Annotated in this window: 13 protein-coding genes; 2 read left to right on the top strand and 11 right to left on the bottom strand. The window is 70.3% G+C overall.

From position 1 onward, the window contains the following. Nucleotides 1-90: 90 nt before the first annotated feature. From FHP08_RS17035 to FHP08_RS17025, 3 genes are read right to left on the bottom strand one after another with little or no spacing between them, the layout of a single operon-like run. The gene (locus FHP08_RS17035) at nucleotides 91-798 is read right to left on the bottom strand and encodes a nitroreductase (RefSeq protein WP_225879184.1); all 708 of its coding nucleotides are present in this window, start codon (nucleotides 796-798) and stop codon (nucleotides 91-93) included. Then, a complete protein-coding gene (locus FHP08_RS17030) occupies nucleotides 795-1322 on the bottom strand; it encodes an acyl-CoA thioesterase (protein ID WP_147705696.1) in 528 nt (175 codons plus the stop codon). The genes FHP08_RS17035 and FHP08_RS17030 overlap by 4 nt, the downstream gene beginning before the upstream one ends. Next, nucleotides 1319-2296, bottom strand: coding sequence for a histone deacetylase family protein (locus FHP08_RS17025; protein WP_147705695.1), 978 nt, complete (start codon nucleotides 2294-2296; stop codon nucleotides 1319-1321). Before FHP08_RS17025 ends, FHP08_RS17030 begins: the two co-directional genes overlap by 4 nt. Nucleotides 2297-2587: 291 nt before the next feature. On the opposite strand from FHP08_RS17025, the gene phaP reads away from it, so the two are divergent. Beyond that, nucleotides 2588-3127: a TIGR01841 family phasin gene (phaP, locus tag FHP08_RS17020; protein ID WP_187272343.1), complete on the top strand. Its 540-nt coding sequence runs from the start codon at nucleotides 2588-2590 to the stop codon at nucleotides 3125-3127. Between the two features lie 125 nt (nucleotides 3128-3252). On the opposite strand, the gene FHP08_RS17015 is transcribed toward phaP, so the two are convergent. The 8 genes from FHP08_RS17015 to FHP08_RS16980 all read right to left on the bottom strand — a co-directional run bounded on the left by FHP08_RS17015 (nucleotide 3253) and on the right by FHP08_RS16980 (nucleotide 13250). Next, nucleotides 3253-4092 (bottom strand): Rossmann-like domain-containing protein, encoded by an 840-nt coding sequence (locus FHP08_RS17015; protein WP_225879183.1) that lies wholly within the window; start codon nucleotides 4090-4092, stop codon nucleotides 3253-3255. Nucleotides 4093-4102: 10 nt separating this feature from the next. Further along, nucleotides 4103-7717, bottom strand: coding sequence for an indolepyruvate ferredoxin oxidoreductase family protein (locus FHP08_RS17010; RefSeq protein ID WP_147705693.1), 3615 nt, complete (start codon nucleotides 7715-7717; stop codon nucleotides 4103-4105). 58 nt (nucleotides 7718-7775) lie between these two features. After that, the gene (locus tag FHP08_RS17005; protein ID WP_147705692.1) at nucleotides 7776-8534 is read right to left on the bottom strand and encodes an IclR family transcriptional regulator; all 759 of its coding nucleotides are present in this window, start codon (nucleotides 8532-8534) and stop codon (nucleotides 7776-7778) included. Between the two features lie 184 nt (nucleotides 8535-8718). Further along, entirely contained in the window at nucleotides 8719-9498 is a 780-nt protein-coding gene (locus FHP08_RS17000; RefSeq protein WP_147705691.1) for a competence/damage-inducible protein A, read from the bottom strand. Nucleotides 9499-9536: 38 nt separating this feature from the next. After that, nucleotides 9537-10286 carry an EI24 domain-containing protein gene (locus FHP08_RS16995; protein WP_147705690.1) on the bottom strand — a complete coding sequence of 250 codons (750 nt, stop codon included), beginning with the start codon at nucleotides 10284-10286 and terminating at the stop codon, nucleotides 9537-9539. A 69-nt stretch (nucleotides 10287-10355) separates the two neighbouring features. After that, on the bottom strand, nucleotides 10356-11312 hold the full coding sequence (locus FHP08_RS16990) for a sterol desaturase family protein (RefSeq protein WP_147705689.1): 957 nt from the start codon (nucleotides 11310-11312) through the stop codon (nucleotides 10356-10358). Nucleotides 11313-11319: 7 nt separating this feature from the next. Continuing rightward, the gene (locus FHP08_RS16985) at nucleotides 11320-12126 is read right to left on the bottom strand and encodes a polysaccharide deacetylase family protein (RefSeq protein WP_147705688.1); all 807 of its coding nucleotides are present in this window, start codon (nucleotides 12124-12126) and stop codon (nucleotides 11320-11322) included. 5 nt (nucleotides 12127-12131) lie between these two features. Next, complete coding sequence (locus FHP08_RS16980; RefSeq protein WP_147705687.1) at nucleotides 12132-13250, bottom strand: YncE family protein; 1119 nt, start codon at nucleotides 13248-13250, stop codon at nucleotides 12132-12134. A 65-nt stretch (nucleotides 13251-13315) separates the two neighbouring features. Between FHP08_RS16980 and FHP08_RS16975 the strand changes: the two genes are divergently transcribed. Next, complete coding sequence (locus FHP08_RS16975) at nucleotides 13316-14269, top strand: AEC family transporter (RefSeq protein WP_147705686.1); 954 nt, start codon at nucleotides 13316-13318, stop codon at nucleotides 14267-14269.

Here is a 14269-nt window from a genome sequence, read left to right as displayed (position 1 = left end):
TTTGAGCCCGAATCTCGGAAGCCGCGTGGAGCGGCCGCCGGTCGGCGCCCCGAGACGGACCGGCGGCGCCTCGCAGACTCCTCGGCGACCTCACCAGCCCTCGAAGCGTGCGAAGGCCGAGACCGGCTCGCGCTCGGTGACCAGGCTGTTCTCCGGCGCCTGCGGGTCGGCGTAGCCGAGCGACATGCCGCAGACCAGCATCCGTTCGTCCGGAATCGCCAGGTGTTCCGCGATGACCCGGTGGAAGTGGGTGAAGGCGGCCTGCGGGCAGGTGTCCAGCCCGCGGGCGCGGGCCGCGATCATCACGTTCTGCAGGAACATCCCGTAGTCGAGCCAACTGCCCTGGCGCATCACCCGGTCGATCGTGAAGATCAGGCCCACCGGCGCGTCGAAGAACCCGAAGTTGCGCGCGTGCTGGGCGTGCATGCGCGCCTTGTCGGCCTTGGCGATGCCGAGCAGGCCGTAGAGATCCCAGCCGACCTTGCGACGGCGATCGATGTAGGGCGGCACCCATTCGCTCGGGTAGTAGTGGTACTCGGCAGTCTGGGCGGCGGCGGCCACCGGGTCGTGATAGGCGGCCAGGATGCGGCGGCTCAGCTCGGCCTTGGGTTCGCCGGCGAGCACGATCGCCTGCCAGGGCTGCGTGTTGGTGCCCGAGGGCGCCCGGGCCGCGACCTCGAGGATGTCCTCCACGATCGACCGCGCCACCGGCTTGTCGAGGAAGGCCCGGATGGAGCGGCGGCCGACGATCGCCTCGTCGACGTACCGATAGTTGTGCGGATAGTCCATGCCGCTCATGCCGCGAGCGCTTCGAGGGCGGCGCGCAGCGGCGCCGGCAGCGCGATCGGCCGCTGCGTCGCGCGGTCCACGCACACGTGGACGAAGTGCCCGAACGCGGCCGCCTCGTCGGCGTCGTCGGCGAACAGCCCGATCTCGTAGCGCACGCTGCTGTTGCCCAGGCGAGCGACCCGGATCCCGGCCGTCACGGTCTGCGGGAAGGCGATCGGCGAGAAATAGCGGCACCCGCTCTCCACCACGAACTGGACCACCTCGCCGGCCGCGTAGTCGAGCACGCCTCGCTCGATCATGTACTGGTTCACGGCCGTGTCGAAGTAGCTGTAATAGACGACGTTGTTGACGTGGCCGTAGACGTCGTTGTCCATCCAGCGGGTGGTGATCTGCAGGAAGTGCCTGAAGTCGCCGCGCCCGGGCCGCGCCTCGCGGTCGGCGGCGGCGCCCGCCCGTGCGGCGCCGGCCCGGGCGGCGCCGGCCCGGGCGGCGTCGGGCAGCCCTTGTGTCGATCGGGGATTCGGGTCGGTCATCGGTTCTCCGTTCCAGGGTTTGCGCCGGCCCCCTGCCCCGCTCGCGCAGCGTCCAGGCTCTCCGGCATGGCCGACATGCTGCCATGCGCGTGCGACCAGGCCTGCCGGACCGTTTCGAGATGGATCTCGACGATGTCCTCGATGCGCGGACAATAGCCGCCGCCCATCGCGACGGCCACCGGCAGGCCGGCCCGGCGGGCGAAGGCGAAGACCCGTCGGTCGCGCTCGGCGATGCCGGGCCGCGTCAGGGAGAGCCGGCCCAGGCGGTCGCCCTCGTAGACGTCGGCGCCGGCCAGGTAGAGGACCAGGTCGGGGGCGAAGCGGCGAGCCAGTTCCGCCAGAGCGCGGTCGAGCGCCTCGAGGTAGGCGTCATCGCCGGCGCCGTCGGGAAGCGCCACGTCGAGGTCGCCCACCGCCTTGCGGAACGGGTAGTTCCGCTCGCCGTGGATCGACAGCGTGAAGACGCTGTCGTCGCGCGCGAGGATCTCGGCGGTGCCGTTGCCCTGGTGCACGTCCAGGTCGACGATGGCCACCCGCCGTACGCGGCGCTCGGCCTGCATCAGCCGCGCCGCCACCGCCAGGTCGTTGAAGCAGCAGAAGCCCTCGCCGCGATCGGCCGAGGCATGATGCGTGCCGCCCGCCAGGTTCGCGGCCGCGCCGTCGCGCAGCGCACTGCGCGCGGCCGCCACGCTCGCCCCGGCCGACCGGCGCGAGCGCTCGACCATCTCCGGGCTCCAGGGAAAACCGATCGCGCGGATCTCGTCGGCCCGCAGCCGGCCCTCGACCAGCCGGGCCACCCAATCGGGATGGTGGGCGAGCGCCAGCACGCCGTCGGTCGCCGCCTCGGGCTCGCGCAGGCGCACGCCGGGCAGGGCCTCGCCCACCCGCTCGCGAAGCTGGCCGTACTTGGCCATCGGGAAGCGGTGGCCGGCCGGCAACGGCAGCACGAAACGATCGCTGTAGAAGGCGTCCAGGATGCTCTCGGCGGGGCGGGTGGTGCGCTGCAGGAGGTGCCGCGGCGCGGCCGCGGCGCGGCGACCCGCGGCGCGGCGACCGAGTCTAGCACCCGACTTCGGACGGGATCGTCATCGCCCTGAAAACTCCCTTATGCATCATCGACTTGCCATCCCCGGAAGAGGTCTTTCAAAGTCGTATGCTGCGCTGCGGAAATTTTTCTTGACATCGCTCCACAGCGGTCTACAATTCGTTTTGTTGCGATGCACAAATGCATCGATCCCAAGGTCCAGCCCTATATGGAGGCTCTCATGATCTCTACTCCCGAACAGTTCGTGCAGCTGCACAAATCCGCTCTCGACTCGTTTCAGGCTGCCGCGCTGGCGTCGATGGAAGGCATCGAGAAACTGGCCGAGCTGAACATGCAGGCCGCTCGCGCCTCGATCGACGAGTCGACCGAGGTCGTCAAGTCGCTGATCGAAGCGAAAGACGTCAAGGCCTTCGCCGACCTGGCGAGCACCGGCGCCCAGCCGGCCGCCGAGAAGTTCGCGGCCTACGCCAAGCACGTCTTCGAAATCACCAGCGCCACCAACGCCGAACTGGTCAAGCTGGTCGAGAAGCAGTTCGCCGACTCGAACAAGCAGCTGTACAGCGCGATCGACGCCATGGCCAGGAATGCCCCGGCCGGCAGCGAAGGCGTCGTGAACATGGTCAAGCAGGCCGTCTCGTCCGCGAACACCGCGTTCGACCAGGTCAGCAAGGCCACCAAGCAGGTCGTGGAACTGGCCGAGGCCAACATGGCCGCGGCTGCCAAGAGCTCGCCGGTGCGCGCCGCCAAGAAGGCCGCCTGAGTGCTCTGAAGTTCCGGAGGACAATCTCCTCCTGGCGCCGCCGCTCCTCCTCCTCGGGCGGCGCCATTGGGCCCGGTCACTGACCGGGCTTTTTCTTTTCGGGGCCCGGTCGGTGACCGGGCCTTCTATTCCTGGCGTGCGGCCAGCGCCTCGAAGCCCGGATACCGATCGGCCACGATGCAGTACTTGCGCGCGAACGGCCCCCAGGGCTCGCCGCGTGTCATCGCCGCCACGAAGCCCTCGCGGTCCACGATCGCGCTGCCGCCCAGCACGGTCACGCCGCGCGCGAACAGCGGATCCGGCAGGCAGCCGCCGCCCGGGCCGACCAGCGCCACCCAGCGGGCGCCGGCGCAGGCGGCCAGCACCGAGTCGACCGTGTCGTTGAGCAGGATCGTGGTGGTCGACAGTACCTTGGCGCAGCCGGCCAGCGCCGCCGGGTCGGTGGTGACGCGCCAGCCGCCGAAGTCGCCCGCCAGCTCGGGCTTGAGCTCCAGCACGGTCAGGTGCGCGCCCTTGCCGACGATCCGCTCCACCAACCCGCGAAACAGTCCCACCATCCCGATGCGCTCGCCCGGTTGCGGATCGAGCAGGCCGATCGAGTCGGTGGTCCAGTCGACTGGGTAGCCGGCGGCTTCCAGAAAACGCTGCGAAATCGCGTTGACCGCGGCGAAGCCCAGGGTGCGGCGCACCGGATCCGGGTCGGCATACCAGCCGGCCAGCTCGCGCGCGGGCATGCCCGCCAGCTCGGCCCCCGGCCGGCTGGCCAGCAGCACCTTCAGCGTGTCGCCGAGCAGCAGGTAGGACAGGCCCAGCGAACCGTCTTCCAGCTCCACCGCGCAGAATTCGCCATCGCGCGTGCCTTCGACGGCGGGGGTGGGCAGGTGCAGGGCACTGACCGCCGGCAGCGGGCCGAGCGCCGCCGCGCGGTCGACCAATGCAAGCAGCTCGGCGGTCAGCTTGCCCAATGCCCTTGCCTCAGGCCGCCGCCTTCATCGGCCGCGCGGCCTCGAAGGCCTTCAGCAACTCGGCCTGTCGCGCCTTGGCCGCGGCCAGGTTGCGCGCCTTCACGTGGCCGTAGCCGCGGATCTCCTCGGGAATCGAGGCGATCTTCACCGCCACCGACAGGTTGTCGCGATCGAGCCGGCCGAGCAGGCCCTCGATCGTGCGCTGGTAGGCCTCGATCAGTGCCCGCTCCTCGCGCCGCTCCTCGGTGCGCCCGAACGGATCGAGCGGCGTGCCGCGCAGGCCCTTGAGCTTCGCGAGGAGGCCGAAGGCCTTGAACATCCACGAGCCGTACTCCGCCTTGACCAGCTCGCCCTTGGCGTTGCGCTTGGCCAGCATGGGCGGCGCGAGGTTGAAGCCGAGCGTGAAGTCGCCCTCGAACTGCTGGTTCAGCTTGTCGAGGAAACGCCCGTCGGTGTAGAGCCGCGCCACCTCGTATTCGTCCTTGTAGGCCATCAGCTTGGAGAAGTAGCGTGCCACCGCCTCGGTGAGCTTGAGCGGCGCGCCCTCGCCCACCACCCGCTTCTCGGCCTCGCGCACCTTGTCCACGAAACTCGTGAAGCGCTTCGCGTAGCGGCCGCTCTGGTAGCCGGTGAGGAACTCGGCGCGCTGCGCGATCAAGTCGTCGAGCGAGACCGGCGCGGGCTTGCGCACGATGCTGATCGGGGTGGCCGGCGAGGCTGCCTTCTCGACGCGATCGAGGTCGACGGCCGCCACGCGGCCCCAGGCGAACGCGTTCTTGTTCGCCTCGATCGCCACCTCGTTCAACTCGATGGCCCGCTCGATCGCCTTGGCCGAGACCGGCACCAGCCCGCGCTGCCAGGCATAGCCGAGCATGAACAGGTTGGTGGCGATCGCGTCGCCCAGCAGCGCCGTGGCGAGCCGCTGGCCGTCGATGAAATCGGCCGCCTTCTCGTCGCCGATCGCGGCCACGATGGCCGACTCCATCTCGCCCAACGGGAACTTCCAGTCGGCGTTGCGGGTGAAGTCGGCCGTGGGCGTCGAGGCCACGTTGGCCACCACGCGGGTGCGGCCCGGCACCATCCGCGCCAGCGCCTCGCGGCCCGCGGTGACCACGATGTCGCAGCCCAGCACCGCATCGGCCGCGGCGGTGCCGATGCGCGGCGCGTACAGCGGTTCGCCGGCGCGGCCGATGCGCACGTAGCTCATCACCGCGCCGTTCTTCTGCGCGAGGCCGGCCACGTCGAGCACGGTCACGTTCTTGCCTTCCAGGTGCGCGGCCATGCCGATCAGCGCGCCGATGGTGACCACGCCGGTGCCGCCGATGCCGGTGATCAGCATCGCATAGGAGCCATCGATGCCTGGCAGCGAGGCCGCCGGCAGGCCGGCCGCCAGCGACTGCGCGATCGGCGTCCGGGACGTGGCGGGCGCCTCGGCGCCGGCTTGCGCGGCGCCCTGCACGCCCGCCGCCTGGCCTGCTCCTGCGCCGGCCGCCCGGCGCAGCTTGCCGCCGTGCACGGTCACGAAGCTCGGGCAGAAACCGTTCACGCAGGAGTAGTCCTTGTTGCAAGCCGACTGGTTGATCTTGCGCTTGCGCCCGAACTCGGTCTCCACCGGTTCGATCGACACGCAGTTCGACTGCACGCCGCAGTCGCCGCAGCCCTCGCAGACCGCCTCGTTGATGAACACGCGCTTCTGCGGGTCGGGGAACTCGCCGCGCTTGCGACGCCGGCGCTTCTCGGCCGCGCAAGTCTGGTCGTAGATCAGGACCGACACGCCCGGATACTCGCGCAGCTCGCGCTGCACTTCGTCGAGCTTGCTTCGGTGATGAACCGGGATGCTCGACTCGAAGTAGCCGGCCGGGTACTTCTCGGGCTCGTCGGTGACCACGACGATCTTCTCGACGCCCTCGGCGGCCACCTGCCGCGCGATCATCCGCGGCGAGAGCTGGCCATCGTGCTTCTGGCCGCCGGTCATCGCCACCGCGTCGTTGAACAGGATCTTGTAGGTGATCGGCGTGTTCGCGGCCACGGCCTGGCGGATGGCGAGCGAACCGGAGTGGAAGTAGGTGCCGTCGCCCAGGTTCTGGAAGACGTGCTTCGTCTCGCTGAACGGGAACTGGCCGACCCAGCTGGTACCTTCGGCGCCCATGTGGGTGAAGGTGGCGGTGCTGCGATCCATCCACATCGACATGTAGTGGCAGCCGATGCCGGCCAGCGCGCGCGAGCCCTCGGGCACGCGGGTCGAGGTGTTGTGCGGGCAGCCCGAGCAGAAGTACGGGATTCGCTCGATCGACGGCGGCTGCACGGCCAGCGCCTGCTCGCGGGCCTCGATCTGCCCCAGGCGCGCGTCGCAGCGGGCCAGCACCTCGGCCAGCGAACCGCCGCGGGCGTCGGCGCCCGCCGAAGCGAATCGGCGCAGGCGGGCCACGATCGCGCGCGCGCAGATCGCCGGCGACAGCTCGCCCCACTCGGCGAGCATGGGCGCGCCGCGCTCGTCCTGCTTGCCGGTGACCAGCGGACGCTGCGCGAGCGGATACAGGACCTCCTTGAGCTGGGCCTCGATCAGCGAGCGCTTCTCCTCGATGACCAGCACCTCGTCGCAGCCGGCGCAGAACTCGCGCACGCCCTCGGGCTCGAGCGGCCAGGGCATCGCCACCTTGTAGACGCGCAGGCCGATCGCCTTCGCGGTGGCATCGTCGATGCCCAGGTCGGCCAGCGCCTGCATCGTGTCGAGCCAGCTCTTGCCGGTGCTCAGGATGCCCAGCCGCGCGGGCTCGCCATCGGCGCGGCCCAGCACGTGTCGGTCGAGCCGGTTGGCGCGCGCCCAGGCCAGCGCCGCCGGGATCTTCCAGCGGCTCAGGCGCTCTTCCATCTTCAGGAAGGGCTCCTCGGGCCAGCGCAGGTTCAGACCGCCCTCGGGCATTTCGACGCCTTCGGGGGTGACCAGCTTCAGACGGTCGGGCGAGACGTCGACGATGCCCGCGACCTCGATCGTGTCGGTGACCGCCTTGAAGCCGACCCACAGGCCCGAGAAGCGGGACATCGCGAAGCCCTGCAGGCCGAGGTCGATGTAGTCCTGCACCGTGGCCGGCGCGAGCACCGGCATCGACACCGCCTTGAAGATGAAGTCGGTCTGCGCGGCCATCGTCGAGGACTTGGCGCCGTGGTCGTCGCCGCCGATCGCCAGCACGCCCCCGTGCTTCGAGCTGCCGGCCTGGTTGGCGTGGCGCAGCGCGTCGCCCGAGCGGTCCACGCCCGGCCCCTTGCCGTACCAGATGCCGAACACGCCGTCGTACTTCGCGCCGGGGAACTCGTTGAGCTGCTGCGAACCCCAGATCGCGGTGGCGGCCAGGTCCTCGTTGACCCCGGGCACGAACTTCACATGGTGCTTCTCGAGGTGCTTGCGCGCCTTCCACAGGGCTTGGTCGTAGCCGCCTATCGGCGAGCCGCGATAGCCCGAGATGTAGCCGGCGGTGTTCAGCCCGGCGGCCAGGTCGCGCTGGCGCTGCATCAGCGGCAGGCGCACCAGCGCCTGCGTGCCGGTGATGTAGACCGCGCCTTCGCCGGCCTCGTACTTGTCATCGAGGGTGGCCTGCCTGAGGGCGGGATCGACCGGTGCGTTCATCGTCGGGGTCTCCTTTGCGGGTGTTGCGTGTCGTTCGGTGGCTCGCCCCGGAGGGCCGTCAGCGGGCGCCGTCGATGAAGCCCAGCTTGCGCGAGACCCGCAGCGCGGCGCCGCGGATCATCTCGACATAGCCGGCCTCGCCGTCGGCGAAGCGATAAGTGGGGATCGAGACGCTCATCGCGGCGATCGCCTTGCCTTCCTCGTTGCGGATCGGCGCGGCCACGCAGGTCAGGCCGGGCACGATCTCCTCGCGGTCGAAGGCGAAGTCGCGCTCGCGGATCGCCGCCAGCTCGCGCTGCAGCACCGGCAGCTCGGTGATCGTGGCAGGCGTGAAAGGTTTAAGTTCGATATTGTCGAACAATCTGAAGACCTCGTCCCAGGGGCGCAAGGCCAGCAGCATCTTGCCGCAGGCCGAGCAGTGGGCCGGCTGGCGCAGGCCGACGCGCGACATCAGGATCTGCGTGGCCAACGAGGCCTGCACCTTCTCGACGATCACCGCGTGCTGGCGCTCGAGCACCATCAGGTGGCTGGACTCGCCATGACGCTCGACCAGCTCCTGCATCGCCCGCCGGCCCTCGCGCACCATGGGCGTGGCCTCGAGCAGCATCTGGTTGAGCTCGAAGAAGCGCCAGCCCAGCCGAAAGCGGCCCCGGGGGGTGCGCTCGACCAGTCCCTGCCCGGCCAGGCTCGACAGGATCTCGCTGACCGTCGACTTGGGCCAGGACAGCTCGGTCGACAGCTCGGTGACGCCCAGCTCGGTGCGATCGAAGGAAAATAGGGACAGGATCGTGCCGATCTTGTCGACGATCTGGCGCATCCGCGTCGTTCCATGTCAAGGAAGACCCGAGTATGACGCGCCCGGCCAGACGGAACAAGACGAATGTTCGTCATTGACGAACATTATCGAAAGATCGCGAAGCTCTCGGCGGCATCTCGGTCGAGCGGCGCCGGCACTTCGGCCGGACGGCCGGCGGCGCCAGCGCGGGTTGGCCGGCCGCGCCTCAGCCGATCTCGGCGCCCAGTGCCCGGGTGCCCGCCTCCAGCCGCTCGAAGGCCGGCGCCACCAGGTGCTCCGGCCCCTTGACCCCCAGCTCGATGTGCCTGCGGCTACCGTCGTCGCCCACCGACGGCAGGCTGAACACCCGGATGCCCGGGAAGTCGCGCTCGATCTCCTCGAGCAGCGGGGTGACCACGGATTCGGGCAATTCGAACGCCAGGAAGGAGCGCTCGGCCCGCCGCTCCCGGTGGAACAGGTCGGCGAAGCGGTTGTCGAGCACCCACTCGATCATCGGCCAGGCCATGACCGGAAAACCCGGCACGAAGAAGTGCTTGCGGATCTCGAAACCGGGAATCCGGTTGTAAAGGTTGGGGATGATCCCCGCGCCGGCCGGGAACTCGCCCATCTTCAGCCGCTGCCGGTTTTCCGGCAGGCTCATGTCGGCGCTGCCGCGCCCCTCGGCGGCCATCTCGGCGGTGCGCTGGGCGATCAGGCAGGCCGCCTCGGGGTGCAGCTCGAGCGCCAGTCCCAGCGCGATGCCGGCCGCCTGGCGCGTGTGATCGTCGGGCGTGGCGCCGATGCCGCCGCAGGAGAACACCGCGTCCCCGGAATCGAAACTGCGCCGCAGCGTGGACACCAGGCGCTCGCGATCGTCGCCGACGTACTCGGCCCAGGACAGCTGAAGCCCCCTCGCCGCGAGCAGTTCGACCACCTTGGGAAAGTGCTTGTCCTGTCGCTTGCCCGACAGGATCTCGTCGCCGATGACGATCAGTCCGAAGTTCATGAGGGTTCCGGGTTCGAGGATGGGTCGTGCGGCGTGGCTCAGGGCCGGGCGAGCACCGGCGGCGCCGCGCGCCGTTCGGCGAGCATGGCCAGCGAGTAGTGGCCGAAGGCCAGCGCCGACAGCACCGGCGTGACCAGGAAGAGCGGCGGCACCAGGTTCAGCGCGCTGACGAGCATCGCCAGCAGCAGGTACTCCTTGCGGTAGCGCGCCTCGATCGCGAGACGCTCGCCGGGGTCGGCGTATTCGACCAGGCTGTCCATCCGCATGACCCGGGCGGTGAGCCAGCTCCACCAGAACCAGGGCACCACCAGCGCCAGCGGTGGGATCAGCCACAGCGGCAACGTGAGCAGGTAGCCGACGGCGAACAGCGGGATCGCGACCAGCACGTTCAGCAGGCCCGGCAGCGGCGAGCCGGTACCCTGCCGGACCACGCCCGGGTAGTCGCGCGCGACCAGGAAGCGCATGACCAGCGGCATCGCGAACACCGAGACGATCGCGATGGCGGTCACCCAGCTGGCCGGCACCACCAGCAGCAGCGCGATGAGCGCCGGAATCCAGTCGCGGATGCCGCCCAGGCCGATGCCCTGCGCCCAGCCGTAGAAACTGCCCAGCCAGCCCCCCTCGAACAGGGCGGCGGCGAGCCAGTCGGTGAGCGGCGTCCAGACCAGCCACGCGGCCAGGATCCAGAACAGCAGGGACACCACGAAGGGCAGCACCAGCAGCCCCAGCATCTTCGGATGCAGCTGGCTCGCGATCGAACGGCCGAAGGCCTTCAGCACTCTTTGCATGACGACGATGATACCGGCGCGCCCGGACGCGCTCGATCCGGGCGCGCCGGTGCGTCCGCTCGCGGCCCCCTATGCCCGCCCGGCCCAGCGCCGCAGCGCGAGCCACTGCTGCGACCAGAAGCCACGCCCGTAGTCCCGGCCCTCGAGCTGGTCGCGGATGCCGGTGGGCACCCAGCCCGGCCGGAAGTCGGCAGTGCCGCCGAGAACGTCCCAGATCGGGAACAGCACCGCGAAGTTACAGCCATGCCGGCGCCCCTCGTGACCCACGCCGATCGCGTGGTGGCGGCGGTGGAACGAGGGGCTCACCAGCAGGCGCTCGCCGACGGCGCCGAAGCGCCAGCGCAGGTTGGCGTGCTGCAGGCTCTGCAGCACGCGCGACACCACGACCAGGGCCACGAACTGGCCGGGTGCCACGCCGATCGCGATCGCGAGCAGGGCCAGCAGGCCGTCGCGGATCAGGTCGTCGAGCAGGTGGTTGCGGTTGTCGCTCCAGAAGGTCATCTGGCGCTGGCTGTGGTGCACCGCGTGCAGCGTCCACCACCAGCGCCAGGTGTGCTGGGCGCGGTGGATCAGGTAATCGGCCGCATCGAGCACGATCAGGTAGGCCAGGAAGGCCATCAACGGGCGGCCGTCCAGCCAGGGCAGAAGCGTTTCGAGGTTCAGCCGCGAGAAGCCGGCGAGCCGAAGCCAGGCCTCGAGCGCGTCGAAGAGCGGCGTGACCAGGAAGAAGACCGCGACCGGGATCGCACCCAGCCGGTGCAGCAACGTGTACAGGATGTCGGTGCGCACCGCGCTGCGGTCGGTCATCGGCTCGGCCGGCCACAGGCGTTGCGCGCCGCCCAGCAGCAGGGCGAGCAGGCCGACCTCGAGCACACCGATCACGAACCACTCGGTGGCGTCGAAGGCGTCCTCCTGCCAGCGCATCAGCCCCACGGCGAACAGCAGCGGCTGCACGAAACCCTCGAAGATCCACTGCTGCAACGCGGCCACGAACTCGATCATCCAGCCGGACACCGTCTCGAACATCCTCGCCTCACCTTTCTCCCGCCGCCCGCCAGCGCGGGTGCTCCGGGATCGTCGCGAAACACAGCCCCCTGGCCTTGAGCCCCGCGATCAGCGGGTCGAGCATCGGCGCGTAGGGCTCCTTGCGCGACCAGATGCCAAGGTGCGCGAGCAGGATGTCGCCGTCGCCGATGGCCTTCAGCTGCTGCGCGAGCAAGCGCTCGTTGGGGAACTTCTCCGAGGGCAGTTCGTCGCCCAGGAAGCCGGCCGGCGTCCAGGGCACGTGCGACCAGCCGCAATCCGACGCGAAGCGCTCGACCGGCCTCGGCAGGCGCCCGCCCGGCGCGCGCCAGATCGCATCGAGCGGCCGTCCGGCCAGCTCGCGAAAGCGCGCATCGACCCGGCCGATCTCGGCGCAGACCTCGCCGGCACCCCAGCGCTGCTCGCGCCCGGCCCGCTCGCCGAACTGCGGCTTCGCCCGCGCCCGGCCGCCGGCCATGCCGGCGAAGTACACGTGGTCCATGGTGTGCGAGCCGAAGGCATGGCCCTCGGCCGCCCGGGCCCGCCACCAGTCGCGCCAGCCGTCGTCCAGTGCGTGGTCGCCGCGCGTGGTGCGCTCGTTGGCCAGGAAGAAGGTGGCGCGCACGTCGTGCCGCGCCAGCGTGGCGGCGATCCGCTCGGCATCGCGCATGTTGCCGGTGTCGAAGGTCAGGTAGACGGTGCCGAGGCAGGCTGCGGCGGACGACGAAACGGCGCCGGCCAGCGCAACGGCCACTGCCAGCGCGCCTCCCGCCCTGCCCGCCCGCAAGCGAGTCTCTCGTCGCGACGTCGCGGCCATGGAGATCAGAGCAAGGGCGCCCGGTCGTGCAGGTACAGCCCGTGCGGCGAGCGCCCGACCGGAATCGTGCGCACCACCTTGCGCTGGGTCAGGTCGACCACCGCAACCCGCTTGGCCCAGCGGGTGGTAACCCAGAGCTCGCGGCCGTCGGCGGTGACGTCCATGCAATCGGGACCGCCCGGCACCGGGATGGCGCCCACGACGGAAAGCGCCTGCATGTCGACGATGGAAATCGTGTTGTCCACACGATTGGACACGAACAGGTGACGGCCATCGCCCAGCCCGCGGAAATTGTGCGCGCCCTTGCCGGTGACGATGCGGGCCACCGTCTCCCGGCTCCGCCAGTCGATGACGTGAACGTAGTCCTCGCCCATCGCACCCACCATCAGCCGGCGGTCGTCCGGGGTGACCACGATGCCGGCCGGCTGCCGGCCGGTGGGCAGCTTCCAGAGGAGTTCGCCGCGCGCCACGTCGATCGCGGCGATCTCGTCGCTCTCCTGCAGCGTGACGAAGACCGTGGCGCTGTCGGCCGAGAACCAGAGGTGGCTGGGCGCCTTGGGCAAGGAGATCTGCCGCGCCGGCTGCAGCCCGCCCTGCTCGTGGCGGTAGAGGTCGACCCGGTCGAGCCGCAGCGCCGCCACCGCGAACCAGCGGCTGTCCGGCGAGAACCCGATCTGGTAGGGATCCGGAATGCCGGGGACGCGCTTCTGAAGCGCGCCGGTGAGCGGATCGAAGTAGTGCAGCTCGTCGCTGACCGCATTGGCCACGATCAGCGACCTGCCGTCCGGCGTGGGGTACAGGTGATGCGGCTCCTTGCCGACCGGGATGCGCTCGACCTCGGTCAGCGCCCTGCGGTCGATCCGCGAGACGTTCGCGTCACGCGAGTTCAGCACGAAGAGGGGCGGCAAGTCGGACGACGGGCTCGCCGGCGCCGGCCCTGCTGACGCGGCGCCGGCCGCGGCCGCATTGGCCCAGGCCGCGCGCGGCCCGACGGCGCCGGCCAGAAGCGAAGCGGCGGGCAGCAGCGAAGCGGCGGCCAGCGCGCCGGCGAGCGCGCGCCGGCGCCCGGCAGGGGGAACGCGCTTGCGGGGGGAACGGAATCGGAGGGAACCGGAGAGCGCCATCTGGACAGACATCCGGAACGTAACGGGCCGAAGATCATGCCACACCGGCATACACTTCGGGGGCCATGCTCGCGGTCCTCGAAGTCACCCTGCCGGTGTTCGCGCTGGTCTTCTGCGGCTATGTCGCGGCGGGCCGACGAATGCTGCCCGAGAAGGCGGTCGAAGGCATCAATGCCTTCGTGTTCCGCTTCGCGCTGCCGGCGATGCTGTTCCGGGTCGTGGCGCTGCGCCCGATCGGCGAACTGATCGACTGGCGCTACACGATCGGCTACGTCCTCGCGGCGCTCGGCGCCTACCTGTTCGTCTACCGGATGGCCCGGCGGGGCCGGCTGGGCGGACCGCCCGCCGACGGCGCGCATGCCGCAGCGCTGTCGCTGCACATCACCCACGGCAACATCGGCTACCTGGGCATCGCGCTGATCGCCGAGGTCAGCGCCAAGGCGCTGCCCACGGTGGCACTGACGATCATCCTGGACATCGTGGTCATCGTGATCCTGTCCATGGTGCTGATGGAGCTGCAGCGCGGCCGGGAGCGTGGCGCCGGCAGCCGGGCCTCTCCCTGGGTGCCGGTGTTCGCCAGCCTGGCGCGCTCGCCGCTGGTGCTGGCCATCGCCGCCGGCCTGGTGGTCTCCGTGTTCGGCTGGTCGCTGCCTTCGGTGGTCGACAACTTCACCCGGCTGCTGGGCGGCGCGGCGGGACCCGGCGCGCTGTTCGCGATCGGTGCCGCGCTCGGCGGCCAGCGCCTGCGGATCGACCGCGAGATCGGCGCGCTGGTCGCCGCCAAGCTGGTGCTCTACCCGATGGCAGTGGCCCTGTCGCTGTACCTTGTGTTCCGTCCCGACCCCTTCGTGGCCGCCATCGGCGTGCTCTGCGCGGCCATGCCCGGCGCGAGCAACAGCTTCATCATCGCCGAGCGTTACGGCGTGCCCACTGGGGCGATCAGCGCAGCGATCGCGGCCGGCACCGTGCTCTCGGTGCTCACGATCAGCCTGACGATCTGGCTGCTGGGGTTGCGCTGA

Source organism: Zeimonas arvi, from assembly GCF_008039575.1.
GTDB classification, from domain to species: domain Bacteria; phylum Pseudomonadota; class Gammaproteobacteria; order Burkholderiales; family Burkholderiaceae_E; genus Zeimonas; species Zeimonas arvi.
The sequence above is the reverse complement of the archived record's forward strand: the minus strand, read 5'-3'. Positions and strand labels throughout refer to the sequence as shown.